This is a genomic window from Methylobacterium sp. (assembly GCF_028290105.1).
GTDB lineage: Bacteria > Pseudomonadota > Alphaproteobacteria > Rhizobiales > Beijerinckiaceae > Methylobacterium.
In genome coordinates this window covers 1-25152 of sequence record NZ_JAQGKL010000088.1, presented here as the reverse complement: position 1 = coordinate 25152, position 25152 = coordinate 1, and the positions used below count along the sequence as shown (strand labels likewise).

The following is a 25152-nucleotide window of genomic DNA, read 5'->3' as shown; positions in this document are numbered from 1 at the left end:
TCAAGCACAGGACTGTTCCGGCGCGAGGCAGGTTATCCCCGCAATCCACAGACCTGCGGCAGCGCGGCGGTTCCTGGTAGGCTTCGTCAGGCGCCTTCGATGAGCCGGGCGTATTCGCCTTCCGGAATACCGTAGCTGTCCCCCGCCACGGCCAGCAATCCGGCCCGGTCGAGCACCGCGATCCGGCCGCGCCGGGCCTTGATGAGACGGTTACCCTCCAGCATCTGGAGCGCCAGGGTCACGGTCGTGCGCTGCACGCCCAGCATGAACGACAGGAAGTCGTGGGTCACGGTGAGCTCGTCACCATGGATCCGGTCCTGGCACATCAGCAGCCAACGCGCGAGGCGAACCTCGATGTTATAGCTCGCATTGGCAAACGCGGTCTGGGCCGTCTGGATCAGCAGGGTCTGGACGAAGCGCAGCAGCAATCGGCGTAACGTCGGGCTGGATTCCGTCGCCGCCGTCAGTTCGGACGCGGTGATGGCAATCATCTCGCCCGCGCTCTGGACGAAATGATCGTAGGGCGTCCGGTCGCTCCCCAGCAGGATGGGGGTCGCGCCCACGACGCCCTCGGAGCCGATGATCCCGATTTCGACCTTTCCCGATCCGGCCGTGGTGATCGAGGCGTAGCCGGTTTCGGGAAAGAACAGCTCCGTGATCGGCACGTGCGGCTGAATCAAGCCCTGGCGCAGTTCAGTGGCGAGCGGCCGCAAGTGAGGCTGAAGCAATCCGAAGTCGCCTGGCGAAAGACGCTTGAGCAAGCGGTTGCGAACGGCAGATTGCTCGAGCAGCGACACGGCCTTGTCCCTTCGAGCGCGAGCACAAATAGTCTCTTCGCAGCTCGTTCACAGGAATATATACAAGCGAAACGCCGACTATCCGTACGATAGAGGACAAACGCAACCCCACAAAAACGTCTGTCGGGTAGCCGACATTCGTACAGTGTCGGGCACCACACCAAACCCTGCGAACGGTATTCAAGCTCCCCGCTTCGGATCTATAAGCTCTAAACGCGACGTGGGTTCATGAGAAGAGCCTCGGCTTGTTTAGAACGAGATCAAGTTTTCGTCAGTCAAAATGCGAGAAACCGGGTTACTCCTGTCGGCTTATCCGGTGGGATACTACCCGGTGCGGTAAGAGGTTCCGGTCGATACGGGATGGGGCGAGGGGTCATGATCGTCAATCCGCAGGGTGACGTCGTCGTCGAGCGCACCCCGGCTCAACCTGTCCCGAGCGGGCTCCGATGATTACGGACCAGCGCCCGGGACGCACCTTCCCCTCCTTCGCGGCGCGCGAGGCGCACAGCGTTCCCAACGCCCTGATCCGTAAGCTCGAACGGTTCGGGACACTGGGTGCCGAGGACCGGGATTGGCTGCGGCAGATTTCGGACGCCGCCTATCCGGTCGCGGCCCGGACCGATCTCGTCCGCGAAGGCGACGTGCCGGAGGGTCTGTTCATGATCCTCGAAGGGATGGCCTGCCGCTTCAAGCTGCGGCCCTGCGGTGCCCGCCAGATCACCGCCTACCTGATTCCCGGTGATTTCTGCGATCTCGACGTCGCGCTCCGCCCCCAGATGGACCACGGCATCTCGACGCTGTCCGCCTGCCGCGTCGCGCTCCTCGACCTCGGAACGATCCGCCGCCTGACGGAGAATCCCAAAGCCATCACCCGGGCCATGCGCATGGCGACGCTCGTCGACGACGCCACGTTGCGCGAGTGGCTGGTGAATGTCGGCTCCCGGTCCGCCATTCAGCGCATCGCCCACCTGTTCTGCGAATTGCTGATGCGCTTTCGCGCCATCGGCCTGGCGCGGGGCGACAGCTACGAGCTTCCGGTGTCGCAACTGGACCTTGCCGACACCACCGGGCTCTCGACGGTCCACGTCAACCGGACCCTTCAGGAATTGAAGCGGCAGGGCCTGATCGAGCTCCGCTCGCGCAGCCTGATGATCCGCGACCTTCCGGGCCTGCAGGCGCTCGGCGAGTTCGAGGCCGGGTACCTGTCCCTCGGCGCGTAGAGACGATGGGCCCGGGAGCGCCGGGGTCCCGGCCAGCGTCTCTGTCCGAACCTGTGCCGTTCCGGATCGATGGCCTGCACGAACCTGTGCCATCGGCGGAGCGCGCGGCACTGCGACAGCCGCCGTTCGACCCCGAGGATTCATCATGCGCCGCAATATGAGCGACTGATCGCGGACGCGTTGCGGGTTGCGGCCCCGATCCGACCTGTACAGGTCGCGCGGATTCCGGTTCCCTCCCGGGTGTCCGCGCATCCCCATCCAAGCGAGACACCGGAATGCGAATTCCGGCGGTGTCGCTCCGGAGGGAGGTGCCACCGCGTGGCGCGGGGATTGGGGAAGAGGCTCGGGGATGACCGGCGTTTACGATTTGTCTGGCAAGCGCGTCTACGTGGCGGGCCATCGCGGCATGGTGGGCTCGGCCCTGGTGCGCCGGCTCGCTTCCGAGGCGTGCACGGTCCTCACCCCCACTCGGGCCGACGTCGACCTTCGGCGCCAGGCCGATGTCGAGCGCTGGATGGCGGCGGAGAAGCCACAGGCGGTCTTCCTGGCCGCCGCGAAGGTCGGCGGCATTGCGGCCAACGACCGTTATCCGGCCGATTTCCTCTACGACAACCTCATGATCGAGGCGAACCTGATCCAGGCCGCCCAGACGGTCGGCGTCGAGAAACTGTTGTTCCTCGGCTCGTCCTGCATTTATCCGCGGCTCGCCCCGCAACCGCTGCAGGAGGATTGCCTGCTCACCGGTCCGTTGGAGCCCACCAACGAGTGGTACGCCATCGCCAAGATCGCCGGCGTGAAGCTGTGCCAGGCCTATCGCCGGCAGCACGGAGCGGACTTCATCTCCGCCATGCCCACCAACCTCTATGGCCCGGGGGACAATTACGACCTTCAGGGGAGCCATGTCCTTCCGGCGCTGCTACGCAAGATCCACGAGGCCAAGCGCGACGGAGCCGGCGCCGTCACCCTGTGGGGCACCGGCACGCCCTTGCGCGAATTCCTGCACGTGGACGATCTCGCCGACGCCTGCGTCTTCCTCATGAAGACCTATTCCAGCGACGGCCCGATCAATGTCGGCTCCGGGCAGGAACTCAGCATCCGCGCCCTGGCCGAGACCATCGCGGATGTCCTGGCATGGTCGGGCGACCTGACCTTCGACACTGCGAAGCCCGACGGGACGCCGCGCAAGCTCCTCGACACCACCCGCCTGCACGACCTCGGATGGGACGCCAAGATCGGACTGCGCACGGGCATCGCGGAGGCTTATGGCTGGTTTGTGGAGAACCATCCCGACGCCTGACGGGCGCACGACGAGAAAAGCCCTCGTCTCCGATCCGGGGACGAGGGCTTTCACGTTCTTTGATCATCGCCGGTGAAGACGAAGAGAAAGACTCAGCCGATCGAGTGTGCCTCGGGGCCGGCGGCGCGGATGTCGTCGGGCAGGGAGGCGAAGTCGACATAGCCGGCTTCGCGCGCCATGGCGTCGAGGGCCGACGTCTCGTCGAGGGCGCCGCCGGTCCATAGGACGGCACCGTTTGTCATCTGACGGATCTCGAAGATGCCCATGCTTCGTTACCTCGGCTCGAAAATTGGTTATGACTTCTTCAACGGGTCGCCACCGTGATGGTTCCGCCTCGCGCGTCCATCGCGCGCCCGCGCGCGGCGGATCGGCGGACGTTTTCCGCGGCACAGGCGCGCCGCGCCATGAAAACGCCGGTCTCGTCCCGCAGCGAACGGATCTCCACTGCCGAGAAGCGAAATTCCATGCGTCCCCTTTCTTCGCTCCGTGCCGGTCTCACCGCCCTCGGCGCAAGCCTTGCCTGGGCCGGCGTTGCCGCCGTGCCGGCGGCCTGGGCAGCGGAAACCTCAGCGATCCCCGATCCGGCGACGGTGGCACCCGCCGTCACGGTGGCCGAGGCGGCACGGCGTGAGGTCGTGGAGCAGGCGGTCGTCACCGGAACCCTGGTGGCCCGGGACGAGATCCTGGTCGCGCCCGAAATCGAGGGCACCCGCATCGCCGAACTCCTGGTGGAGGAGGGCGCCCAGGTCAGCCGCGGCCAGCCCCTGGCGCGCCTGTCCCTGGAAATGATCGTCACGCAGGAGGCGGCCAATGCCGCCGCCATCGCCAAGGCCCAGGCGGCGATCATCCAGGCGCGCAGCCAGATCGTGCAGGCCGAGGCGACGCAGGTCGAGGCGAACCTCGCCCTGGAGCGCACCCGCAGCCTGATCCGCACCGGCAACGCCACGGCGGTGACGCTGGAGCAGCGCGTCTCCACCGCGCAGGGAAACGAGGGCCGCCTCGCCGCGGCGCGCGGCGGCCTGCAGCTGGCCGAGGCCGATCTCGCCACCGCGCGGGCGCAGGGCTCCGAAATCGCCCTCAGGCGCGCGCGGGCCGAGATCCGGGCCCCGGAGGCCGGCATCGTCAGCCGCCGCACCGCCCGGGTCGGCGCCACGGCCAGCGCCTCCGGCGAGCCGATGTTCCGCATGATCGCGCGCGGTGAGATCGAACTCGAGGGAGAGATACCCGAGACCTGGATGCCGCGCCTGCATGTCGGCGACCCCGTCCGCCTCGACTGGGACGAGGGCCGCACTTTGAAGGGCCGCGTGCGCCGCATCGACCCCGAGATCGACCGGACCACCCGCCTCGGACGGGTGCGGATCAGCCTCGATCCCGATCCGAGCCTGAGGATCGGCGCCTTCGCGCGCGGCAAGGTCGAGGTCGCGCGGCGCATGAGCGTCGCGGTACCCCTCTCCGCCGTGCTCTACGGGGCGGATGGCGGCGCGAGCGTCTTCGTCGTCGCCGACGACCGCGTGGAGGCACGCAACGTCGTGCCGGGCCTCTCGGCCGAGGGGTCCATGGAGATCCGCTCCGGGCTCGCCGCCGGGGAAGCGGTGGTCGCCCGCGCCAGCAGCTTCCTGCGCGACGGGGACAGGGTCCGGGCGGTCGCCCAGCCCCGAAAGGCCGCCGATGCCGCCGCTCGCTGATCGGATCCTTCCATGCGCCTGAACATCTCGGCCTGGGCGATCCGCAAGCCGATCCCCTCCCTCGTGCTCTTCCTGGTCCTGGCGGTGCTCGGGCTCGTCAGCTTCCGGGCGCTGCCGATCACGCGCTTTCCCAACATCGACATCCCGATCGTCTCCGTACAGGTGCTGCAATCGGGTGCCGCGCCCTCCGAGCTGCAGACCCAGGTCACCAAGGTGGTCGAGGACGCGGTCGCCGGCGTGAAGGGCGTCAAGCACGTCATCTCGACGATCTCGGAGGGCGTCTCCAGCACGACCATCGAGTTCCGCCTGGAGGTGAACAGCGACCGAGCGGTCAACGACGTCAAGGACGCGATCTCGAAGGTGCGGGTGAACCTGCCGCGCACCATCGAGGAGCCGATCATCAACCGGGTCGAGATCGCCGGCCTGCCGATCATGATCTACGGCGCGTCGGCGCCCGCGATGACGCCCGAGGACCTGTCCTGGCTCATCGACGACGTCATCGCCCGGCAGGTGCAGAGCGTGAAGGGCGTCGGCGGCGTCGAGCGCCTCGGCGGCGTCGCCCGCGAGGTCCGCGTGACCCTGAAGCCCGACCGTCTGCTGGCCCTCGGCATCACGGCCGCCGACGTCAACCGGCAGCTCCGCCTCACCGCCGCCGACATGGCGGGCGGGCGCGGCGAACTCGGCGGCCAGGAGCAATCCATCCGGACGCTCGCGGGCGCCGCGAGCCTCGAGACGCTGGCGGAGACCTCGATCATCGTGCCGGGCGGCCGCAAGGTCCGCCTCGACGAGCTCGCGACGCTGGTCGACGGCTCGGAGGAGCCGCGCACCTTCGCGCGCTTCAACGGCGAACCCGTGGTGGCCTTCGCGATCTCGCGCTCGACCGGCGCCAGCGACGCCGAGGTGGCGGTCGGCGTCGCCAAGCGCATCGCCGAACTGAGCACCCGGTATCCGGGGGTGCGCTTCGACCTGATCGACACCTCGGTCACCAACACGGTGGGCAACTACCACTCGGCGATGCTGAGCCTCGTCGAGGGGGCGGCGCTCGCCGTCATCGTGGTGTTCCTGTTCCTGCGGGACTGGCGCGCGACGCTCATCGCCTCCATCGCCCTGCCGCTCTCGGTGCTGCCGACCTTCTGGGTCATGAGCAGCCTCGGCTTCTCGCTGAACGCCGTCAGCCTCCTCGCCATCACGCTGGTCACCGGCATCCTCGTCGACGACGCCATCGTGGAGATCGAGAACATCGTCCGGCACATGCGCATGGGCAAGTCGCCCTACCGCGCCGCCCTGGAGGCCGCCGACGAGATCGGCCTCGCGGTCATCGCCATCACGGCGACGATCATGGCGATCTTCGCCCCCGTCTCCTTCATGAGCGGCATCGCCGGGCAGTACTTCAAGCAGTTCGGGCTCACCATCGCGGCGGCCGTGTTCATGTCGCTGCTGGTGGCGCGGCTGATCACGCCGCTGCTGGCCGCCTATTTCCTGCGCGACCACGGCCCCGACCTCACGCGGGACGGGGCGATCATGCGGGGCTATACCCGCGTGGTGGCCTGGTCGGTGCGCCACAAGTTCATCACGCTGGTGCTGGGGCTGGCCTGCTTTGCCGGGTCGATCATGTCCACCGGATTGCTGCCGGCGGGCTTCCTGCCGGCGGAGGACGCGGCGCGGACCATCTTCGTGGTCGAGCTGCCGCCTGGCGCCCGGCTCGCCGACACCACCGAGGTCAGCGACGGCCTCGTGGAGCGCATCCGCACCCTGCCGGAGGTCCGCAGCGTCTTCGTCGACGGCGGCCGCCAGCTGCCCGGAAAGAAGGAGGTGCGGCTGGCCACCTTCACCATAAACCTGACGCCGAAGAACACGCGCCACCGCTCCCAGAAGCAGGTCGACATCGCGATCCGGTCCATCCTGCACGAGGTGCCCGACATCCGGTTCTGGGCGCTGCGCGAGGGCGGACAGCGCGATGTCACCCTGATCGTCTCGGGCCCCGACAAGACGGTGGTGGCGGACACGGCGGCCAAGCTCCAGCGCGAGGCGGCGGGCGTGCCGCACCTCGTCAACGTGCTCTCGACGGCGCCCCTCGACCGAACCGAGATCCGCATCCGCCCGAAGGCCGGGGTTGCGGCCGATCTCGGGGTCTCCACCGACCTCATCGCCGAAACCGTGCGGGTGGGCACCATCGGCGACATCGGCGCGAACCTGGCCAAATTCAACACCATCGACCGGCAGGTGCCGATCCGCGTCCAGTTGCCGGAGCGCCTGCGCGGCGACCTCTCGCAGCTGGAAACCCTGAAGGTCCCGGTCAAGGGCGGGGCCGCGGTGCCGCTCTCCACCGTGGCCGATCTCAGCCTCGGGCGCGGACCGACCGCCATCGACCGCTACGACCGCGCCATCCGCGTGGCGCTGGAAGCCGACATGGAGGGCTCGGATGCGCTCGGCTCCCTCATCGCGGCGGTGCTGGCGCTCCCCACCGCCAAGGATCTGCCCCCCGGCGTCACCATCCGCCAGACCGGCGACGCCGAGGTGATGGGCGAGGTCTTCGAGGGCTTCGCCCTCGCCATGGGCGCCGGCCTGATGATGGTGTTCGGCGTCCTGGTGCTGCTGTTCGGCAACTTCCTGCAGCCGCTCACCATCCTGTTCTCGCTGCCGCTTTCCATCGGCGGCGCGATCCTGGGGCTGCTGATCTTCAACAAGCCGATCTCGATGCCCGTCGTCATCGGCATCCTGATGCTGATGGGCGTTGTCACGAAGAACGCCATCATGCTGGTCGACTTCGCCGTCGAGGAGATGGCGCGCGGGGTCGACCGCGCCACGGCGATCATCGATGCGGGCCGCAAGCGCGCCCGGCCCATCGTGATGACCACCATCGCCATGGCGGCCGGCATGGTGCCATCCGCCATGGCGCTCGGCATCGGCGGCGAGTTTCGCGCGCCCATGGCCATCGCGGTGATCGGCGGCCTCATCGTCTCCACCGGCCTGTCGCTGATCTTCGTGCCGGCGATCTTCGTCCTGGTGGACGATCTCTCGCGGCTGTTCGTGCGGGTCTTCGGCCGCTTCATCGGCGCCGTGGACGAGCCGACGGAAGGCGAGTTCGCGCTGCCCCAGCCGCGCTCCGCCAACGATCCGAAGCCGTTCTCGCCCCGCGTGGCCGCCGAATAGAACGGCCGAAAACGAAAAAGCCCGGACCGTGAGGTCCGGGCTTTTTCGATGGCGGGCCGGTGAAGGAGCGTTCAGCCCTCGGCGCGGTCGGCGAGGCGGCTCGCGGCGAAGCAGAGGCCGCCAGCGACGATGAAGAGCACCACGAAGGTCTTCACGGTGGCGTAGAACAGGGCCGGCTCGATCCCCGCATCGGTGTAGAGCACCAAGCCGATGGCGGTGATCGGCAGGAGCAGCAGGATCAGGAGCGGGGTCAGCGGGTTCTTCATCGGGTTCGACCTCTTCATCGGACCCGGCAGTCCGGACCGTATGGCGTTCACTGCGGCCCTCATAGCATCGCGGCGCAGGCCGCGCCAAGATCGTCCGCCCAAGCTTCGATGCGATCAAAGGTCCGTCCGGTCAGGGATCCGGCTCAGGCCGGAATCCGCACCGTGGCGCGCAGGCCCCCGAGGGGGCTGTCGTGCAGGCTGACGTCGCCGCCATGCGCCCGAGCGATGTCGCGGGCGATGGAGAGGCCGAGGCCGGAGCCGCCGGCATCCTGGCGCGCGTCGTCGAGGCGCACGAAAGGCTTGAACACTTCCTCGCGCTGGTCGGGGGCGATGCCCGGCCCGTCGTCGTCGATGGAGACCAGGAAGGCGCGGGCCTCGCGGCGCCCCACGATGGCGACGGTCTCGCCGTAGCGCGCGGCGTTGGCCGCGAGGTTGAACAGGCAGCGCCGGATGGCGTCGGGCCGCAGGGTCACGTGCGGATGGTCCTCCATCTCCACGGCCTCCACGTGGGCGCCGAGGCGCTCGACGTCGGTGCGCAGGTCCTCCAGCAGGGCGCGCATGTCGGTGGGCACCGCCACCTCGCCCGAATCGCCGCGCGCGAAGGCGAGATACGCTTCCAGCATCCGGCTCATCTCGTCGACGTCGCGCTGGAGGTCCTCCACCTCCGGCGTCTGCTCGACGAGGGCCAGCGAGAGCTTGAAGCGCGTGATGATGGTGCGCAGGTCGTGGCTGACGCCGTTGAGCATCGTCGTGCGCTGCTCCATCGCCCGCTCGATGCGCCGCTTCATCTCGATGAAGGCGTGGCCGGCCTGCCGGACCTCGCGGGCCCCGCGCGGGCGGAACTCGATCTCGCGGCCCTTGCCGAAGCTCTCGGCCACGGCGGCGAGGCGCAGGATCGGCTTGATCTGGTTGCGCAGGAACAGGATCGCGACGCCGAGCAGCACCAGGGAGGATCCGCTCATCCAGAGCAGGAAGATGTGCGAGTTCGAGGCGTAGGCCATGCTGCGCCGGGCGGTGACGCGCATCACCCCGTCGGGGATCGAGACGCGGATTTCGATCAGGCTGGAACGGCCCACCGTGTCGATCCAGTAGGGCCGGTGGATCTGGCGCCGGATCTCGTCGGAGAGCGCTTCGTCGAGGATCGAGAAGAACGGCCTCGGCCCGGCGGGGGGGAGCTTGGCGCCCTTCAGGATGTCGACGTCGAGGTTGAGCCGGTCGTTGGCGATCCGCGTGAGGGTCTCCGAATCCTTGTCCTGGGGATAGCTCTCGTAGATGTCGATCAGCGCGGCGACGTCCGCCGTGACGGCGGCCGAGAGGCGGCGCGTCACGAGTTGCCAGTGGCGCTCCATGAAGGTGTAGGCGATCACCGACTGCAGCAGCACCACCGGGGCGATGATGATGATCAGCGAGCGGGCATAGAGGCCCTTGGGCAGCACGTCGCCGACCGCGCGGCTGACCACGCGCCAGATGCGCGCCGGACGGGGGAGGGCCGCGAGGCGCATCGCCGTCCGCCGAAGGAGGCCGGTGGCGGCCATAACCTTCAGTCGACCGCGAGGCGGTAACCGACGCCCCGCACCGTCTGCAGGAACAGGGGATTGGCCGGGTCGACCTCGGTCTTGCGGCGCAGGCGATTGATCTGCACGTCGATGCTGCGCTCGGCCGCGAGGCCGCCGCCGCCGGCGAGCGCCTCGCGCTCGACATTGGCGCCCGCGGCCTGGGCCAGGATCGTCAGGATCTCGCGCTCGCGCTCGGTGATGCGGATGATCTCGTCCTCGCGGCGTAGCTCGCCCCGGTCGATCCGGTAGGAGAAGGGCCCGAAGGTGACGGTGTCGTGGCCCACGGCCCGGCCGTCCCCGCCCTCGCTGCGCCGCTTGATGATGTTCGACAGGCGCAGGATGAGTTCGCGCGGCTCGAAGGGCTTGGGCAGGTAATCGTCGGCACCGATCTCCAGGCCCATCACCCGGTCGTTGGGGTTCGAACGGGCGGTGAGCATCAGGATCGGCACCCGCGAGGACTTGCGCACCTCCCGGGCGTAATCGAAGCCGCTCTCGCCCGGCATCATCACGTCGAGGACCAGGGCGTCGAACACGAAGCACTGCGCCTTTGTGCGGGCCTCCGGCACGTTGCCCGCGGAGGTGACGCGAAAGCCCTGCTCGAACAGGAAGCGGGCCAGCAATTCGCGCACGCGGCGGTCGTCGTCCACCACGAGGACGTGGGGCGCGTGATCGGGAAGCTCGGTCCCCGCCCGGGTGATCGCCGCCGCCATCAGGCGGCGCTTCGGACGCGGCGCGCCATCAGGCGGCGCACGGCCGCGCGCTCCTCGGGTTCGATCATCCCGAACAGGAAGCTCTCGGCGGAGGGCGGCATCGCCCGCCCGGCCTCCAGGTTGGCGAGCGCCCGCGCCACCCGGCGGCTCTGAACCCGGATGAGGTCGCCCGCCAGGGCCGTCCCGGCGGACGTGCAGAACAGCAGGCGCTGGCGCCGGTCGCTCGTGCCGGTCTTCTGGGTGATGTAATCCTGCCCGATCAAATCCTTGAGCACCCGGTTCAGACTCTGCTTGGTGATGCGCAGGATATCCAGGAGTTCGGCGATCGTGAGGCCCGGGTAACGGTCGACGAAGTGCAGGACACGGTGATGCGCCCGACCGAAGCCGTACTGGGCCAGGATTCTGTCGGGGTCACCGACGAAATCCCGATAGGCGAAGAACAGAAGCTCGATGAGATCGTCGCCGGATTCGCCGGCCGGCATCGGCTCGTCGGGATCGACATCATGCGTCGCACGGGCTGTCACGTCGGGGGCGGCCTGAATTTATGTCAGTGCTGTTGACATGTTCCAGCCGTACATGGGCCCGTCAAGCCGTCGCGCGCCGTTTGGGCGAAGGCGATGCGTCGCCGCCCGCCGAATCGCCCTGAGACACCCTGCCACGGGGATCGCCCGCCTCCTTCTCCCACCGTTCGGAACACATCCGCGACCCCGACGTTTTCCAGAACATTTCAGGAACACGAGGGACGCGACATGGCGAAGACCCAGCAGGCCGAGGCCGAGGCCAATCCGAAGACCGACCCCAAGGACACCTCCAACCAGATCAAGGATCCGAGCCAGTGGACCACTGGCGGTGAGCCCATGACGGGGGCACAGGCTTCCTACCTCAAGACCCTGTCGGAAGAGACGAAGTCACCCGAAGCGTTCGATCCGGACCTCGACAAGGCTGAGGCCTCGCAGCGGATCGATGCCTTGCGCAAGGAATCCGGCAAGGCCTGAGGAGACGTCGGCCGGGTCTCTCGGCAGCATGTCCGAGACGACCCGGTCGATCTTCGAGAAGGCTCGCGAGATCCGCGACCTGGGAATCGCGCATGTGGACCACCCGACATTCCACGAGTCGTTTAAGTCATCCGCAAGGAAGCCTCTTTAGTCTTGCCGTCGATTGAACGCGACGAAAGACGACCGGCAACCATGACCAGACTGGAATCGATGGTCTCCAGACGTCGTCGGAAAGCCGGCACCAAGATTGGTCCCTGCGCGCTCGCGTTGCGTTTCTTGAGCGATACCCGCGGCGCAACCGTCGTGGAGTATGGGCTCATCGCGGGCCTGACGTTTCTGGCGGTCGTTGGCGCCCTGCATACATACGCTGACCGGATGACTGCGATGTATCAGTACATTGGCAATAGTATCACGAAATCTTCCTGAATCCTGTCTCAGGCGCGCCCGCGAGCGTTAGCGTCTCCCCCGGCTTGAACCGGCTTTCGGGTCGAGGGTGCCGGTCGCGCCCGGCGTCGTCGATCCGCTCGCTTCGGCGCTGCCTGGCTCCCAGGATCCCTGCCAGAACGTATCGAACAGCCGCTGCATCGCGCGGGCATTCTCCTGATGCACTTCCAGTCCGGTCTGGAACATCTGCTGCATCACGTCGAATGGCGCATCGCTCCCGGCCGTGTCCTGATTGGCCGGCCCCGGCCTCGGAGCCACGGTCAGACGGGGCGGGGCAGGGGCCTTCCGGACCGGCGGTGCGTTTGGAGCGGTAGGCCGCGTGTTTCCGCCTGACCGCAGGAACGTCTCCATCATCTCCGACCAGGCGTTGGGCGGAAACCCGAAGGGCGAGGGCGCGCTCTGAGGCGCCGGCGCCGGAGGTGGATTCTGGTTGATCATGACGTGGACGATTCCCGCCACGACCATGCCGGCCATCATCGGCAGCATCTGCTTCAGGGCGGGTGTCGCGACGCCGCTGACCGTGGCGGCCTGTTGCAGCACCGCTTGGCTCAGATGCGTCGAACCGAAGAGCTGCTTGACCAGCATGTCCATCTGGGGCGACGGCGGCGGCGAAGCGGCGGGGTTCGGGCCGACGAGGCTGAACAGGTGGGCAAAGCCGGTGGGATCGTGGGCCGCATTGCGTTGCAGGCCCATGGTCAGGGCCGGCAGGAGGGCCTGCATCGCACGCAGGCCCTGGTCCTGCGTCAGCCCGAATTGTGGGCCGAGGCCCTGGACGTTGGGGCCCGCCTGCGCCTGAAGGATGTCGAAGAGGTTGAACATGGCGGCGGCCTCACGGACAAACGGCGGCATGCCCGGAGAGACCCCGGGCGCGTTGCCGAATTCTGTCGCATCCGGTGGGCACTGACCAGCCCGCCTGCCTCATGCGTGTCCGATTCCCTCCCGCCGGAGGCCAGGAACCGGACTTTCCCCGCCTTTCGGAGCCGACAATGCGCTTTCCCGCGCCCCTGATCGAGGCGCGCCTCGTACGCCGCTACAAGCGCTTCCTCGCCGACATGGAGCTGGCGGACGGGTCGCTCGTCACCGCGCATTGCGCCAATCCGGGCGCGATGCTGGGCCTGCTGGCGCCCGGCGCCCGCGCCCTGCTCTCACGATCCACCAACCCGGCGCGCAAGCTCGGCTATTCCTGGGAACTGGTCGAGGCGGATTTGCCCGGTGGCCCGCAATGGGTCGGCATCAACACCCTGCGCCCGAATTCCCTGGTGGCGGAAGCCTTCGCCGAGGGTGCCCTGCCGGCGCTCGCCGGCTACACGAACCTGCGCCCCGAGGTCCGCTACGGCCGGGCGAGCCGGGTGGACTTCCTCGCCAGCGGAGAGGGCATGGCGCCCTGCCACGTGGAGGTCAAGAACTGCCACCTCATGCGCCAAGCCGGCCTCGCCGAGTTTCCGGATTGCGTCGCCGCCCGGAGCGCGCGCCACATGGAAGACCTCGCGGCGGTCGTGGCGGCGGGCGGGCGGGCCATGGTCATCATCGTCGTGCAGATGTGGGCGAACCGGTTCGTCGCCGCCCGCGACCTCGACCCCGCCTTCGACCGGGCCTTCCAGGGCGCCCGCGCGGCGGGCGTCGCCGTGCACGCCCATCGCTGCCGGATCGATCCCAGCGGCATCACGGTGGCCGACGCGATCCCCGTGGCGTAGGCTTCCGGCCCCGCCGGAGGGCCTGCGATGGACGACCACGAGGATTTCCGCGCCGAGCAGCGCGGCGTGGCGCGCGGAGCCGGGATCGCGGCGCTGGTCGGAGCCGCCGCGTTGAGCCTCGCCTTCGGGCTCGCCGGCCCCGCGAACCCGGCGGCGAGTGCGGGGGAGCGAGTCGCCTTCGCCCTGCGCGTCGACGTCCTGGTCGTGGCCTGGTTCGCGGCGGCGATCGCCAACGTCGCCCGACTGCGCTTCGCCTCGCCCGCCGATATCGGCGCCGGGACCGCCTCGACATCCGGACCGCGCGTCCGCATCGCCCGGGCCCTTCTCGCGAATACCGGAGAACAGGCGGCGCTCGCGGTCTTCGCGCACCTCCTCGTGGCGGTCACCCTCGACGCCTACGCGGTTCTGGTGCCGGTGCTGGCGGCGCTGTTCTGTGCCGGGCGGCTGCTGTTCTGGCTCGGCTACGAACGCGGCGCCGCCGCGAGAGCCATCGGGTTCGGACTGACGTTCTACCCGTCCCTCGCCGTCCTGATCATCGCGGCGGTCGCCGGCCTGTCATGAGGTCCGCTCGAAGATGAGGTTGAGGCGAGTGCGGGCGGTCTGTCGGTAGCCGTTCTGCTCGAGCAGGGCGGGCAGGTCGATCTGCCACTGGTCCGTACCGTTCTCGACGATCAGGAGCTTCGGGCGCAGCGAGGCCGGGGCCGCGCGCAGGAACGGCTCCAGGATCAGGTCCTCGGCCCCCTCCACGTCGAGCTTCATCGCGTCGATATGGGCGATGCCCTCGCTGCGGGCGAGATCGAGGAGCGTCACCGCGGGCACGCGGATCTGCGCGCCCTCGTTGGTGCCGACGATCTTCAGGCTCGATTCGCCGCGGTTGCGCGGGTCGACGAACAGCGTGAGCTCGCCCGCCTTGTCCGCCACCGCGCAGGCCAGGGCCTTGACCGTCCCGAACGGGTTCTGGGCGATGTTGTAGGTCAGGCGGTCGAACACGTCGGGCTGCGGCTCGATGGCGAGGATGCGCGCGCGCGGACCGGCGAAGGCCGCCACGAACAGCGCGTAGGCGCCAATGTTCGCGCCGATGTCGAGGAAGGTGCAGCCGGGCGCGAGCTTCGCCCGGAGAAGATCGCGCTCCTCCGGATCGAAGAATTGCGGCGTGAAGAGCACCTTCTTCTCGCAATTGTTGTTGTAGGGGTAGAGCCGCATGCGGGCGCCGTAGCGCTCCACGTCGAGGGGCGCGCCGCGCAGCAGGCCGATGGCGATGCGCCGCAGGAAGAGCGAGAGCCGCCGTCCGCCCCAGCTTCCGTAGGACAGGCGGCCCGTGCGCTCGGCGATGCGGGCGACGAGGCCGGTGGGCGCGTAGGTGCCGTAAGGTTGGGTGTCTTTCATCGCGCCTGCTGATGCCAGCACGCGGGCGCGTGGGCAAGCACGAGCGCCGCTGCAGCCGATTTCACAGGATCGGACGCCAGGCGGGGCGTGTGACAGCACAACCCTCGGGTCGCTTCAGCTCGGATGTTTGCCGCTTGTTCCGGTCGAGCGACCGCGCGACCTGTCCCTTTGTGGCAACACCGAGACCCAAAGCACCTCGCACGGGGTCCGTCTGCCCGAAATGTAGGCGGATGCACAAAGGATAGCTTTGCCGCAACGCGGAACCTTTGAGAGCTTAGGCGTAACGCCGAATCCTTCGCAGAGTTCCGAAATGACCCTCAAGCGCCCGCTCCTCGCCCTCACGGCCGTGCTGCTCTCTTCGGTGTGTGCCTATGCCGCCGATCTGAAGGCACCGGTCGCACCGGCCCCGGTCCCGGCGTCCTGCAAGGCGGAGATCACCTTCCCGGCCTATGGCGGGTTCATCAAGCAGAACCCGAACCCGGCCTGCCTGACCATCGGTGGCCTCGGCGACATCTATGTCGGCGGCGCGGTGAGCGGATACTTCTACACCCAATCCAACCAGTTCCCGGCCGCCTTCGCGCCGCCCGGCGTGTCCGGTGACCGCGCCGCCCGCGCCGACATCTCGAACCTGATGGGCTTCATCCAGAAGGCCGACGGTCCGTTCCAGTTCTACGCCGCCTTCGGCGCCTACACGATCCCGGGCCTCGGCGCCCCGGTCTACAGCGCCTTCGACCAGACCGACCTGCTCTACTCGCCGGTTCCGATCGTGTTCGGCAAGTACGTGATCAACGACAATTGGTCGATCCAGGGCGGCCGCATGCCGACGCTGATCGGCTCCGAGCTGCCCTTCACCTTCCAGAACCTGAACATCTCGCGCGGCCTCCTCTTCAACCAAGAGAATGTGATCAACCAGGGCGTTCAGGTGAACTACTCCGACGGCCCGTGGGCCGCGTCGTTCGCCGCCACGGACGGTTTCTATTCCGGCGAGATCAACTGGGTCACGGGCGCGATCACCTACAAGATCGATCCGGCCAACACGATCGGCATCAACGGCGGCACGCACTTCTCCAGCTACACCAACTTCGACAGCACCACCTCGCGCGGCCTCCGCTTCCAGTTCGCCACGCCCGCAACGCTGCAGAACAGCAGCATCATCAGCGCGAACTACACCTACGCCGACGGCCCGTGGATCCTGACCCCGTACATCCAGTACACCAACGTCGAGCGGAACGCCGTGCTCGGCCTCGCGGGCGCCGAGACCTTCGGCGGCGCGCTCCTCGCCAGCTACGCCTTCACCGACAACTTCGCCCTCGCCGGCCGCGTCGAGTACATCACCCAGAGCGGAAATCGCGGCAATCCCTTCGGACAATCGTCCGTCCTCTATGGCGCCGGCAGCTCGGCCTTCTCCTTCACGGTGACGCCGACCTTCACCTTCGACCGCTACTTCCTCCGCGGCGAGTTCTCGACCGTGCAACTCTACGACATCAGCACCTTCGGCGGCATCGTCGGCACCGGCTTCGGCCGCAACGGCCTGAAGACCTCGCAGGAGCGCTACATGATCGAGACCGGCATCACCTTCTGATCCGATCGACCGATCCGGCTCGATGAAAGCGGCGGCGGGGCGACCCGCCGCCGCTTTCATTTGTGCCCAAGCGTCACGGCGGGACTTCCGTCCGCGTCTCCCACGGTCCAAGGAGACGGGCACAATGCCCCGACCGATAAGGCCCGAGCCCATGCAGACCTTCGATTCCGACGGCGTCGCCATCGCGTATATCGACGTGCCGGCGGTGGGCGGCTCCGGCGATCCGGTCCTGCTGATCCACGGCTTCGCCTCGAACCACGCGGTGAACTGGGTCAACACCCTCTGGGTCCGCACCCTGACCCAGGCCGGCTACCGGGCGATCGCGTTCGACAACCGGGGCCACGGCGAAAGCCGGAAGCTCTACGACCCGGAGGCCTACGGCTCCGACATCATGGCGCAGGACGCGCGCCGCCTCCTCGACCATCTCGGGATTGGCCGGGCCGACGTGATGGGCTACTCGATGGGCGCGCGCATCTCCGCCTTCCTGGCGCTCGACGCGCCGGAGCGGGTGCGCTCGGTGCTGCTCGGCGGGCTCGGCCTGCACCTCGTGGAGGGCAGGGGCCTGCCGGACGGCATCGCCGAGGCCCTGGAGGCGGAGCCCGGCGCCCCGGCCCCGAACCCGACGGCGGCCGCCTTCCGGACCTTCGCCGAGCAGACGAAGAGCGACCTGCGGGCGCTGGCCGCCTGCATGCGCGGCTCGCGCCAGGCCCTGTCGCGGGCCGAAGTGGCGCAGATCGAGGTGCCGACCCTCGTCACCACCGGCACCCTCGACACGGTCTCGGGCTCCGGGCCGGCCCTGGCCGCCCTGATGCCGAATGCCACCGCGCTGGAGCTGCAGAACCGTGACCACAGCACCGCCGTGGGCGATCGCGGGCACCGCACCGGCGTGCTGGAGTTTTTGGCCAAGCGTCCCTGATCGGTCGCCGCCGACGCTTCAGCTCTTGAGGCGATAGCCGGTGCGAAAGATCCAGGTCACCCCGGCGAGGCACAGGGCGAGGAAGACCAGCGCCATGGCGAAGCTGATCCCGACGCCGACATCCGAGGTGCCGAAGAAGGCCCAGCGGAACCCGCTGATCAGGTAGACGACCGGGTTGGCGAGACTGACCGCCCGCCAGAACGGCGGCAGCATCTCGATGGCGTAGAAGCTGCCCCCGAGGAAGGTCAGCGGGGTGACGACGAGCAGCGGCACCAGTTGCAGCTTCTCGAACCCGTCCGCCCAAAGCCCGATCAGGAAGCCGAACAGGCTGAAGGTGACGGCCGTCAGCAGCAGGAACAGCACCATCACGAAGGGGTGCTCGATGCGCAGCGGCACGAACAGCGCGGCGGTGGCGAGGATGATCAGGCCGATCAGGATCGACTTCGAGGCCGCAGCCCCGACATAGCCGAGCACGATCTCCAGCGGCGAGACGGGGGCCGAGAGGATCTCGTAGATCGTGCCGGCAAAGCGCGGGAAGTAGATGCCGAACGAGGCGTTGGCGATGCTCTGCGTCAGAAGCGACAGCATCATCAGGCCGGGCACGATGAAGGCGCCGTAGGCGACCCCGTCCACGGAGGCGACCCGGGAACCGATGGCCGCCCCGAAGACCACGAAGTAGAGGGAGGTGGCGATGACCGGGGCGACGATGCTCTGCAGGGCCGTGCGCCAGAAGCGCGCCATCTCGAAGCCGTAGATGGCGCGGACCGCGTACCAGTTCATGCGCGTTCCTTCACGAGGTCGACGAAGATCTCTTCGAGCGACGATTGGCTGGTCTGGAGGTCTCGGAAGCGGATGCCGGCCTCCGCGAGGTCGGCCAGCAGGGCGGTGATGCCGGTGCGCTCGCCCTCGGTGTCGCGGGTCTTGGTGTCGTAGGTGTAAACGAGGTCCTGGCCACCGGGCTTGAGGATGAGGTCGTGCCGCGCCAGCGACGGGGGCAGGGCAATCAGCGGTTCTTGCAGATTCAGCGTCATCTGCTTCTTGCCGAGCTTACGCATCAGCTCTGCCTTTTCCTCGACCAGGATGATCTGACCCTTGCGGATCACGCCGATGCGGTCGGCCATCTCCTCGGCCTCGTCGATGTAATGCGTGGTGAGGATGATGGTGACGCCCTTGTCGCGCAGGGAACGCACGAGGCGCCACATGTCCCGGCGCAGTTCCACGTCGACGCCGGCGGTGGGCTCGTCGAGGAACAGGATGCGCGGCTCATGGCTGAGCGCCTTGGCGATCAAGACCCGCCGCTTCATGCCCCCCGACAGGGTCATGATCCGGGAGTCGCGCTTCTCCCACAGGGAGAGGTCACGCAATACCCGCTCGATATGCGCCGGGTCGGGCTTCAGGCCATAGAGCCCCCGGCTGAAGCTCGTCGTCGCCCAGACCGTCTCGAAGGCGTCGGTGGTCAATTCCTGCGGCACCAGGCCGATCAGGCGGCGAGCCTTGCGATACTCGACGGCAATGTCGTGTCCGCCCGCCAGGATGCGGCCGGCGCTCGCCGTGACGATGCCGCAGACGATGCTGATCAGCGTGGTCTTGCCGGCGCCGTTCGGGCCGAGGAGGGCGAAGATCTCGCCCTCGGCGATGTCGAGGCTGATGCCGTCGAGGGCCTTCAGGCCGGAGGCATAGACCTTGGACAGGTTCTGGATCGAGATGATCGGCTGCATCGAAACTCCGCTGCGGCGTGGCGCCGGCGCGATCGGGCCGGCGCTATAGCATGCCGTTGGCGATCGATCGGCCCTGAAAACGAAAAAGCCGCCTCGCGGCGGCTTTCTCAAGCACTCGAAGACGAAAGGTCTCAGGCGCGCAGGCGGGTCCGGACCTCGCCGAGGCTCTGGCGGACGAGACCTTCGGCGGCCTCGCCCTGCATGCGCTCGCGCAGGATCACCTCGGAGACCTTGACGGCGGCATCGGCGGCGGCGGCGCGGACCTGCGCGGTGGCCTGGACTTCGGCCTGGGCGATCTTGGTCTCGGCGGACTTGGTGCGGCGGGCGATGAAGTCGTTCAGGCGGGCATGGCCCTCGTCGGCGATGCGCTGCGCCTCCTGGCGGGCTGAGGCCACGATGGCCTCGGCCTCACGCTCGGCCTCGGAGCGGCGCTTCTTGTAGTCGGCGAGCACGCCGGCGGCTTCCTCGCGCAGGCGGCGGGCCTCGTCGAGTTCGTTCCGCACGCGCTTGGCGCGGCCATCCAGGCCCTTGGTGATCTGGTTGAAGCCGCCGACCTTCCAGACCACGGCCATGAACAGCACGAAGGCGACTGCGACCCAGAATTCGGCTTCCAACAACATGCTCGTCGTCCCAAATCGATGCGTTCGGCGCGGATCCCGAGGTTTTCAAACCTCGGGCATGCCGGTCAGTGTCGGTCTCGCGTCCCGCCTCAGTGCGGCAGCGCGACGCTGTCGAGGGCCTTGGCGAGAGCGGCCTCGTCGGGGCTGCGGCCAGTCAGGCGCTCGACGATGGCGGCGGCGGTCTCGCCCGCGATACCGCGGACGTTGCCCATGGCTTCCGCGGTGCGGGTGCGCAGGGTGGCCTCGGACGCAGCGATCCGCGCGTTCAGCTCGGCTTCCAGCGCCTTGCGCTTGGTTTCGGCTTCCTGGGTCAGGGCCGTGCGGGTCTCCAGCGCGATGGCCTGGGCCTTCGCCTGCGCATCGCTCAGGGATTTCTCGTAGGCCGCTCCGGCGGTATCCGCCTCGGCCTTCAGGCGCTGGGCCTCGTCGAGATCGCTCGACAGGCGCACGGCGCGGTCGTGCAGGATGGCCTGGATGCGCGGCAGAGCGATCTTGTCCATCAGGTAGTAGAGCAGCCCGAAGGCGAGCGCGAGCCAGATCAGCTGGGACGCGAAGGTGTGGCTCTCGAAGGGCGGGAAGCCGCCGCCATGCTCGGCGGCCGGCGTCGCGGCGAAGCCTTCATGCGTTGCGGTCGAATGGGCCGGCTGAGCCATGACGTCCTTCGCGTAAGATCGGGCGCGTGAATTGGGAAGTCGGAACCGGACGCCTCAGGCCATCCCGCGAGGGGAGGCGGCGCCCGGTCCGGTAGCGGTTCGACGTCTCGAAAGACCGAGGTCTTAGACGGCGAACAGGAGCAGCAGGGCGACGAGCAGCGAGAAGATGCCCAGAGCTTCGGTCAGGGCGAAGCCGAGGAGCAGGTTGCCGCGCTGGCCATCGGCGGCCGACGGGTTGCGGAGCGCGCCGGCATAGAACTGGCCGAAGAGGTTGCCGAGGCCGATGGCGGCGCCCGCCATGCCGAGACAGGCGAGGCCGGCACCGATGTACTTGGCAGCTAAGGGATCCATCAAATTGCTCCTGAAGTCGGTTCGGTCGTTGCGTGGAGAGAAATCCGGGCCGCGAGCGCGGACCGGGGACGGAAGGGGTTCGTCTCGGCCGCTCGGCCAAGATGGACCCGGCCTAGTGGCCGGGATGCAGCGCGTCGCTCAGGTAGATCGAGGCGAGCGTGGCGAAGACGTAGGCCTGGAGACCGGCCACGAGGAATTCGAGGGCCGTGACGGCGACGCTGAGCGCCAGCGGCAGGGGCGAGATCGCACCCCAGGCGCCCGCGGCGAGCAGCGCCGGCACGAAGCCCGCGAAGATCTTGAGGGCGATGTGGCCCGCAAGGACGTTGGCGAACAGACGCACCGCGAGGCTGATCGGGCGCGAGATGAACGACACGATCTCGATGGCGACGATCATCGGCAGGAGCCACCCGGGCACGCCCGAGGGCACGAACACCTTCAGGAACTTCGTGCCGTGGGCCATGAAGCCGTACACGATCACGGTGCCGATCACGAGGAAGGCCAGCGCGAAGGTGACGATGATGTGGCTGGTCACCGCGAAGGCATAGGGGATCATGCCGAGCATGTTCAGCACGAGCACGAACATGAAGAGCGAGAAGATCAGCGGCATGAACCGCTCGGAGCCGTGGCCGGCGGACTGGCGCAGGGTCGAGCCGATGAACTCGTAGAAGATCTCGGCCATCGACTGCATGCGGCCGGGCACCACCGAGCGGCGGGCGGTGGCCACCACGGTGATCAGCGCGATGATCCCGACGGCGGCGAACATGTACAGGGACGACTGCGTGAACGCGATCTCCTGGTTGCCGATATGTCCGAAGGAGACCAGCGGCTTGAGCTCGAACTGGTGGATCGGATCCATCTTTACGGCCATTGCCGTTCCCGCCCTTCTGAATCTTCGGCCGGCCTGACGGCCCGCCACCACCGGTGCCGCGCGAGCGGCATTCTTGAACTCGGTCCAGCCGCGCGAGCGGCATCCTTGAACTTCGGGCGAACCGCAAGCGGCGCTGCCCTGGCGGCACCGCTAGCGGTCCCGCTCCTTCGTCGGCGCCCTGGGAAGTGCCCCCGAGGCGCGCATGACGTTGTAGACGCCGGTCGCGAAGCCCAGCATCAGCAGGACGATCAGACCCCAGGGTTTCGTCCCGAGGTAATGATCGAACATCCAACCGAGAATGCCCCCGGCGAGGACGCCTGCGATGAACTCGGTCGAGAGCCGCATCGCCTGGCCGAGAGGAGAAGGCCCGGCCGCGGGGCCGGGACGCGTGGAAGGATCGGGAGTGGCGCTGGGCCGCTTCCGCTCGATCTGCGTCTCAAGACGTTTGAGCCTCTGGGAGAGGTCCGCGTCCAGTGCTTTCTTCCGCCCGTCCCCGCCTTCGTCGCCCGTTTCGTTGCCGCTCACAGCGAGAACTCACATTGGCGAGAGCGGAGGGAACCGGTCGGAACGCCTCCTTCAAGCGGGGCGCACCTTAGTTTCGCCCACCTTGAGTGTCAAGGCGCCGCAAACACGGGTTAAGACCCTGTCAGATCTCAGGAAATCGGCGTTTTCCCGATCCGCGCCCGAGGTCTTCTTGCAACCGGGGGACGATACGGTCCGGGGCCGGTCAGGCGCCCAGGATCGGCTTGATCACCTTCTCCATGCCCTCGATGGTCATCTCGCCCTTGAAGCGCTCGCCGTTGATGAAGAAGGTCGGCGTCGAATCGACCTTGAAGGTGTCCATGCCCTTCTGCTTGACCGTGTTCACGGCGCCGTAGAGCTTCTGGTCCTTGAGGCAGGCCTCGAACTTCTCCTTCGAGAAGCCGGCCTGGCGCAGCATCTGCTCCATGGCGTCCACCGGCGATTGCGGCTTCTGCACGTAGGCCCAGGCCTGCTGCTGGTCGAAGAGCAGGTCGGTGATGGGGTAGTACTTCGCGTCGCCGTCGCAGCGCGCCAGCATGAAGGCGGCGGTGGCCAGCGGATCGAGGGGGAACTCGCGCAGGGTGAAGCGCACCTTGCCGGTGTCGATGTAGCGCTCTTTCAGCGCCGGCCAGGTGAACTTGTGGAAGGCCGCGCAGTGCGAGCAGGTCATCGAGGCGTACTCGATGATCGTGACCTTGGCGTCCTTTGGACCCAGCCAGACGTCGCCGAGCGGGCCGGGCTCCATCAGGGTCGAGAGGTTGGCGTCCTCGGCCATCGCCGGCAGGCTGAACCGGGGCAGGAGGATCGCCGCCCCGGCGGCAAGGCCGGTGGCTTTCAGGGCATCGCGTCGGGTGATCATGATCGGGACGGGCTCCGCTCGCGGACCAGAATACGGTTCGGGATGCGGTAGAATCCTGCAGGCCTCCTGACAAGGCGCGCGAGGCGCCGACTAGCGCTTGTGCGTCGTCGCGACGATCGCCGTGCCGAGGCGATCGAGGGCGTCGCGCAGGGCGTCGTGCTCGATCACCTGGACGGCGAGCGCCACTTCGCCGCGGCGGACGGGGTCGATCACCGGGGGCGGGGGCCGGCGCCCGATCCGGTCGACCCGGCCCTGGCGCATCACGATCTTGCCGACGCAGGCCCAGCCGTAATGGGCGTTGATGCGCTGGATCACCACCGGCGCGAGGTGCTGCAGTTCGAGGGCGAACACGCCCTCGACCCGGACCACGAGGGTGCCGGGGTCGGGCCGGCCCTCCTCTTCGCGCCGGCGCCGGCGCGGCCATTCGAGCTTCGAGGGCTGGCAGTAGCGGGACAGGCGCTCGCCGACGATCTCGGGCCAGGCGGCCAGGATGTCGGTGGAGGCGAACCCCTGCGCCGCGAAGGCCGGGCCGATGCAGCCCTCCAGCAGTTCCGCGAGGGGTTTGACACGCGCCATGCGCAAGGATTCCCTTTCGGTGCGACGTCCGAGGCTCCGGTATCGCCCGCAATGGTTAGCACGCCGTTCCGGGCTGCCGAAGCGGGCGCGCGCATGGCGCGCTTTGAAGCGTCGGGCCGGGGGGCTATGGACGGAAATCCCCACCACGCGCCGGTGCCCGTGTCCCACGCCACACCTCACGTTCCCGACGCCGCGGACCTGCTCATCTGGTACGACCGGCATCGCCGCGTCCTGCCGTGGCGGGCGCTGCCCGGGCAGACGCCGGACCCGTACCGCGTCTGGCTCTCGGAGGTGATGCTGCAGCAGACCACGATCGCGGCGGTCAAACCGTACTTCCAGAAGTTCCTGGAGCGCTTCCCCACCATCGACGCCCTGGCGGACGCCCCCGAGGAGGCGGTGATGTCGGCCTGGGCCGGGCTCGGCTACTATTCCCGTGCCCGCAACCTGCACGCCTGCGCCAAGGCGGTGGCGGCGGCCGGGGCGTTCCCCGACACGGCGGCGGCCCTGCGCAAGCTGCCGGGGATCGGCGCCTACACGGCGGGCGCCGTGGCGGCCATCGCCTTCGACCGCGCGGAGGCGGCGGTGGACGGCAATGTCGAGCGGGTGATGACCCGGCTCTTCGCCATCGAGACGGCGCTGCCGGCGGCCCGCCCCGAGATCCGCACGGTGACGCAGGCGCTGGTGCCGGATCGGCGCCCCGGCGACTTCGCCCAGGCCGTGATGGATCTGGGCGCCACCATCTGCACCCCGAAGCGCCCGGCCTGCGCCCTCTGCCCCTGGATGGCGCCGTGCCGGGCCCGGGCGCTGGGCCTCCAGGAGACCTTTCCGCGCAAGGTCAAGAAGGTGAAGGGGACCTTGCGCCGGGGTGCCGCCTTCGTGGCGATCCGCAGCGGCGACGAGGCGATCCTGCTGCGCACGCGCCCGGCGGAGGGCCTCCTCGGCGCCATGGCCGAGCCGCCGATGAGTCCCTGGGCGCCGGATTACGATCCCGCCCAGGCGCTCCTCGACGCGCCGCTCGATGCGCGCTGGAAGCGGCTGCCGGGGCTGGTGCGCCACGGCTTCACGCATTTCCCGCTGGAACTGACCGTGTTCTGCGCCCGCGTCGCGCTCAGCACGCAGGCGCCCGCCGGCATGCGCTTCACGCCCCGGCGGGATCTGGACGAGGAGCCATTGCCCGGGCTGATGAAGAAGGTGCTGGCCCACGCCTTCGACCCGAAGCCCGAGCCGGTGAAAGCGGAAAAGCCCGGCCGGCCGAAGGCGATGCGGATGGTGGCCGACACGCCG

The 25152-nt window shown here is 68.4% G+C and carries 29 protein-coding genes; 11 read left to right on the top strand and 18 right to left on the bottom strand.

Annotation, left to right across the window (positions count from 1 at the left end):
- Positions 1-86 precede the first annotated feature (86 nt).
- Entirely contained in the window at positions 87-797 is a 711-nt protein-coding gene (locus JWQ05_RS07075) for a Crp/Fnr family transcriptional regulator (RefSeq protein WP_299656673.1), read from the bottom strand.
- 446 nt (positions 798-1243) lie between these two features.
- Between JWQ05_RS07075 and JWQ05_RS07070 the strand changes: the two genes are divergently transcribed.
- Together JWQ05_RS07070 and JWQ05_RS07065 are read left to right on the top strand one after the other, a co-directional pair.
- Complete coding sequence (locus tag JWQ05_RS07070) at positions 1244-2017, top strand: Crp/Fnr family transcriptional regulator (RefSeq protein ID WP_299656670.1); 774 nt, start codon at positions 1244-1246, stop codon at positions 2015-2017.
- A 349-nt stretch (positions 2018-2366) separates the two neighbouring features.
- On the top strand, positions 2367-3314 hold the full coding sequence (locus JWQ05_RS07065) for a GDP-L-fucose synthase (RefSeq protein WP_299656667.1): 948 nt from the start codon (positions 2367-2369) through the stop codon (positions 3312-3314).
- A gap of 92 nt (positions 3315-3406) precedes the next feature.
- Here the strand turns inward: JWQ05_RS07065 and JWQ05_RS07060 are convergent, their stop codons facing one another.
- Positions 3407-3556, bottom strand: a complete 150-nt coding sequence (locus JWQ05_RS07060; protein ID WP_299656755.1) for a hypothetical protein — start codon at positions 3554-3556, stop codon at positions 3407-3409.
- A gap of 62 nt (positions 3557-3618) precedes the next feature.
- Entirely contained in the window at positions 3619-3780 is a 162-nt protein-coding gene (locus tag JWQ05_RS07055; protein WP_299656664.1) for a hypothetical protein, read from the bottom strand.
- On the opposite strand from JWQ05_RS07055, the gene JWQ05_RS07050 reads away from it, so the two are divergent.
- Positions 3779-4999 carry an efflux RND transporter periplasmic adaptor subunit gene (locus JWQ05_RS07050; protein WP_299656659.1) on the top strand — a complete coding sequence of 407 codons (1221 nt, stop codon included), beginning with the start codon at positions 3779-3781 and terminating at the stop codon, positions 4997-4999. The two genes, JWQ05_RS07055 and JWQ05_RS07050, sit on opposite strands and share 2 nt — an antisense overlap.
- A gap of 12 nt (positions 5000-5011) precedes the next feature.
- Positions 5012-8152, top strand: coding sequence for an efflux RND transporter permease subunit (locus JWQ05_RS07045; RefSeq protein ID WP_299656656.1), 3141 nt, complete (start codon positions 5012-5014; stop codon positions 8150-8152).
- Positions 8153-8223: 71 nt separating this feature from the next.
- On the opposite strand, the gene JWQ05_RS07040 is transcribed toward JWQ05_RS07045, so the two are convergent.
- The 4 genes from JWQ05_RS07040 to JWQ05_RS07025 all read right to left on the bottom strand — a co-directional run bounded on the left by JWQ05_RS07040 (position 8224) and on the right by JWQ05_RS07025 (position 11166).
- The gene (locus JWQ05_RS07040; RefSeq protein WP_299656653.1) at positions 8224-8436 is read right to left on the bottom strand and encodes a hypothetical protein; all 213 of its coding nucleotides are present in this window, start codon (positions 8434-8436) and stop codon (positions 8224-8226) included.
- Positions 8437-8561: 125 nt separating this feature from the next.
- Positions 8562-9920: an ATP-binding protein gene (locus JWQ05_RS07035; RefSeq protein ID WP_299656650.1), complete on the bottom strand. Its 1359-nt coding sequence runs from the start codon at positions 9918-9920 to the stop codon at positions 8562-8564.
- A gap of 38 nt (positions 9921-9958) precedes the next feature.
- On the bottom strand, positions 9959-10684 hold the full coding sequence (locus JWQ05_RS07030; RefSeq protein ID WP_299656647.1) for a response regulator: 726 nt from the start codon (positions 10682-10684) through the stop codon (positions 9959-9961).
- The gene (locus tag JWQ05_RS07025) at positions 10684-11166 is read right to left on the bottom strand and encodes a MarR family transcriptional regulator (protein ID WP_299656749.1); all 483 of its coding nucleotides are present in this window, start codon (positions 11164-11166) and stop codon (positions 10684-10686) included. Before JWQ05_RS07025 ends, JWQ05_RS07030 begins: the two co-directional genes overlap by 1 nt.
- A 267-nt stretch (positions 11167-11433) precedes the next feature.
- On the opposite strand from JWQ05_RS07025, the gene JWQ05_RS07020 reads away from it, so the two are divergent.
- Positions 11434-11679, top strand: coding sequence for a DUF3072 domain-containing protein (locus JWQ05_RS07020; protein WP_299656644.1), 246 nt, complete (start codon positions 11434-11436; stop codon positions 11677-11679).
- A 192-nt stretch (positions 11680-11871) separates the two neighbouring features.
- Positions 11872-12105: a Flp family type IVb pilin gene (locus JWQ05_RS07015; RefSeq protein ID WP_366944565.1), complete on the top strand. Its 234-nt coding sequence runs from the start codon at positions 11872-11874 to the stop codon at positions 12103-12105.
- A 27-nt stretch (positions 12106-12132) separates the two neighbouring features.
- Here the strand turns inward: JWQ05_RS07015 and JWQ05_RS07010 are convergent, their stop codons facing one another.
- The gene (locus JWQ05_RS07010; protein WP_299656641.1) at positions 12133-12942 is read right to left on the bottom strand and encodes a DUF937 domain-containing protein; all 810 of its coding nucleotides are present in this window, start codon (positions 12940-12942) and stop codon (positions 12133-12135) included.
- 167 nt (positions 12943-13109) lie between these two features.
- Here JWQ05_RS07010 and sfsA point away from each other — a divergent pair, with 167 nt between their 5' ends.
- Both sfsA and JWQ05_RS07000 read left to right on the top strand, forming a co-directional pair.
- Positions 13110-13817 (top strand): DNA/RNA nuclease SfsA, encoded by a 708-nt coding sequence (sfsA, locus tag JWQ05_RS07005; RefSeq protein WP_299656638.1) that lies wholly within the window; start codon positions 13110-13112, stop codon positions 13815-13817.
- Positions 13818-13844: 27 nt separating this feature from the next.
- Positions 13845-14378, top strand: a complete 534-nt coding sequence (locus JWQ05_RS07000; protein ID WP_299656635.1) for an MAPEG family protein — start codon at positions 13845-13847, stop codon at positions 14376-14378.
- Here JWQ05_RS07000 and JWQ05_RS06995 read toward each other — a convergent pair.
- Complete coding sequence (locus tag JWQ05_RS06995) at positions 14373-15203, bottom strand: FkbM family methyltransferase (RefSeq protein ID WP_299656632.1); 831 nt, start codon at positions 15201-15203, stop codon at positions 14373-14375. The two genes, JWQ05_RS07000 and JWQ05_RS06995, sit on opposite strands and share 6 nt — an antisense overlap.
- A 310-nt stretch (positions 15204-15513) precedes the next feature.
- On the opposite strand from JWQ05_RS06995, the gene JWQ05_RS06990 reads away from it, so the two are divergent.
- Both JWQ05_RS06990 and JWQ05_RS06985 read left to right on the top strand, forming a co-directional pair.
- Positions 15514-16785: an outer membrane beta-barrel protein gene (locus JWQ05_RS06990; protein WP_299656629.1), complete on the top strand. Its 1272-nt coding sequence runs from the start codon at positions 15514-15516 to the stop codon at positions 16783-16785.
- A 151-nt stretch (positions 16786-16936) separates the two neighbouring features.
- Positions 16937-17701 (top strand): alpha/beta fold hydrolase, encoded by a 765-nt coding sequence (locus JWQ05_RS06985; RefSeq protein ID WP_299656626.1) that lies wholly within the window; start codon positions 16937-16939, stop codon positions 17699-17701.
- An 18-nt stretch (positions 17702-17719) separates the two neighbouring features.
- Here the strand turns inward: JWQ05_RS06985 and JWQ05_RS06980 are convergent, their stop codons facing one another.
- From JWQ05_RS06980 to JWQ05_RS06940, 9 genes are all read right to left on the bottom strand, one after another.
- Positions 17720-18481 carry an ABC transporter permease gene (locus tag JWQ05_RS06980; protein WP_299656623.1) on the bottom strand — a complete coding sequence of 254 codons (762 nt, stop codon included), beginning with the start codon at positions 18479-18481 and terminating at the stop codon, positions 17720-17722.
- On the bottom strand, positions 18478-19419 hold the full coding sequence (locus tag JWQ05_RS06975; protein ID WP_299656620.1) for an ABC transporter ATP-binding protein: 942 nt from the start codon (positions 19417-19419) through the stop codon (positions 18478-18480). The genes JWQ05_RS06980 and JWQ05_RS06975 overlap by 4 nt, the downstream gene beginning before the upstream one ends.
- A 131-nt stretch (positions 19420-19550) precedes the next feature.
- Positions 19551-20036, bottom strand: a complete 486-nt coding sequence (locus JWQ05_RS06970; RefSeq protein WP_299656745.1) for an ATP F0F1 synthase subunit B — start codon at positions 20034-20036, stop codon at positions 19551-19553.
- 92 nt (positions 20037-20128) lie between these two features.
- Positions 20129-20692, bottom strand: coding sequence for a F0F1 ATP synthase subunit B' (locus tag JWQ05_RS06965; RefSeq protein ID WP_299656617.1), 564 nt, complete (start codon positions 20690-20692; stop codon positions 20129-20131).
- Positions 20693-20815: 123 nt separating this feature from the next.
- Entirely contained in the window at positions 20816-21043 is a 228-nt protein-coding gene (locus JWQ05_RS06960) for a F0F1 ATP synthase subunit C (protein WP_018044493.1), read from the bottom strand.
- Between the two features lie 112 nt (positions 21044-21155).
- Entirely contained in the window at positions 21156-21911 is a 756-nt protein-coding gene (locus JWQ05_RS06955) for a F0F1 ATP synthase subunit A (RefSeq protein ID WP_299656594.1), read from the bottom strand.
- 150 nt (positions 21912-22061) lie between these two features.
- Positions 22062-22436 (bottom strand): AtpZ/AtpI family protein, encoded by a 375-nt coding sequence (locus JWQ05_RS06950; RefSeq protein ID WP_299656591.1) that lies wholly within the window; start codon positions 22434-22436, stop codon positions 22062-22064.
- A 202-nt stretch (positions 22437-22638) separates the two neighbouring features.
- A complete protein-coding gene (locus JWQ05_RS06945; RefSeq protein WP_299656588.1) occupies positions 22639-23292 on the bottom strand; it encodes a thioredoxin domain-containing protein in 654 nt (217 codons plus the stop codon).
- A gap of 90 nt (positions 23293-23382) precedes the next feature.
- Positions 23383-23868 carry a DciA family protein gene (locus JWQ05_RS06940; protein WP_299656585.1) on the bottom strand — a complete coding sequence of 162 codons (486 nt, stop codon included), beginning with the start codon at positions 23866-23868 and terminating at the stop codon, positions 23383-23385.
- A gap of 159 nt (positions 23869-24027) precedes the next feature.
- Between JWQ05_RS06940 and mutY the strand changes: the two genes are divergently transcribed.
- Positions 24028-25152: A/G-specific adenine glycosylase (gene mutY / locus JWQ05_RS06935; protein WP_299656582.1), on the top strand; the 1125-nt coding region annotated here is incomplete at its 3' end.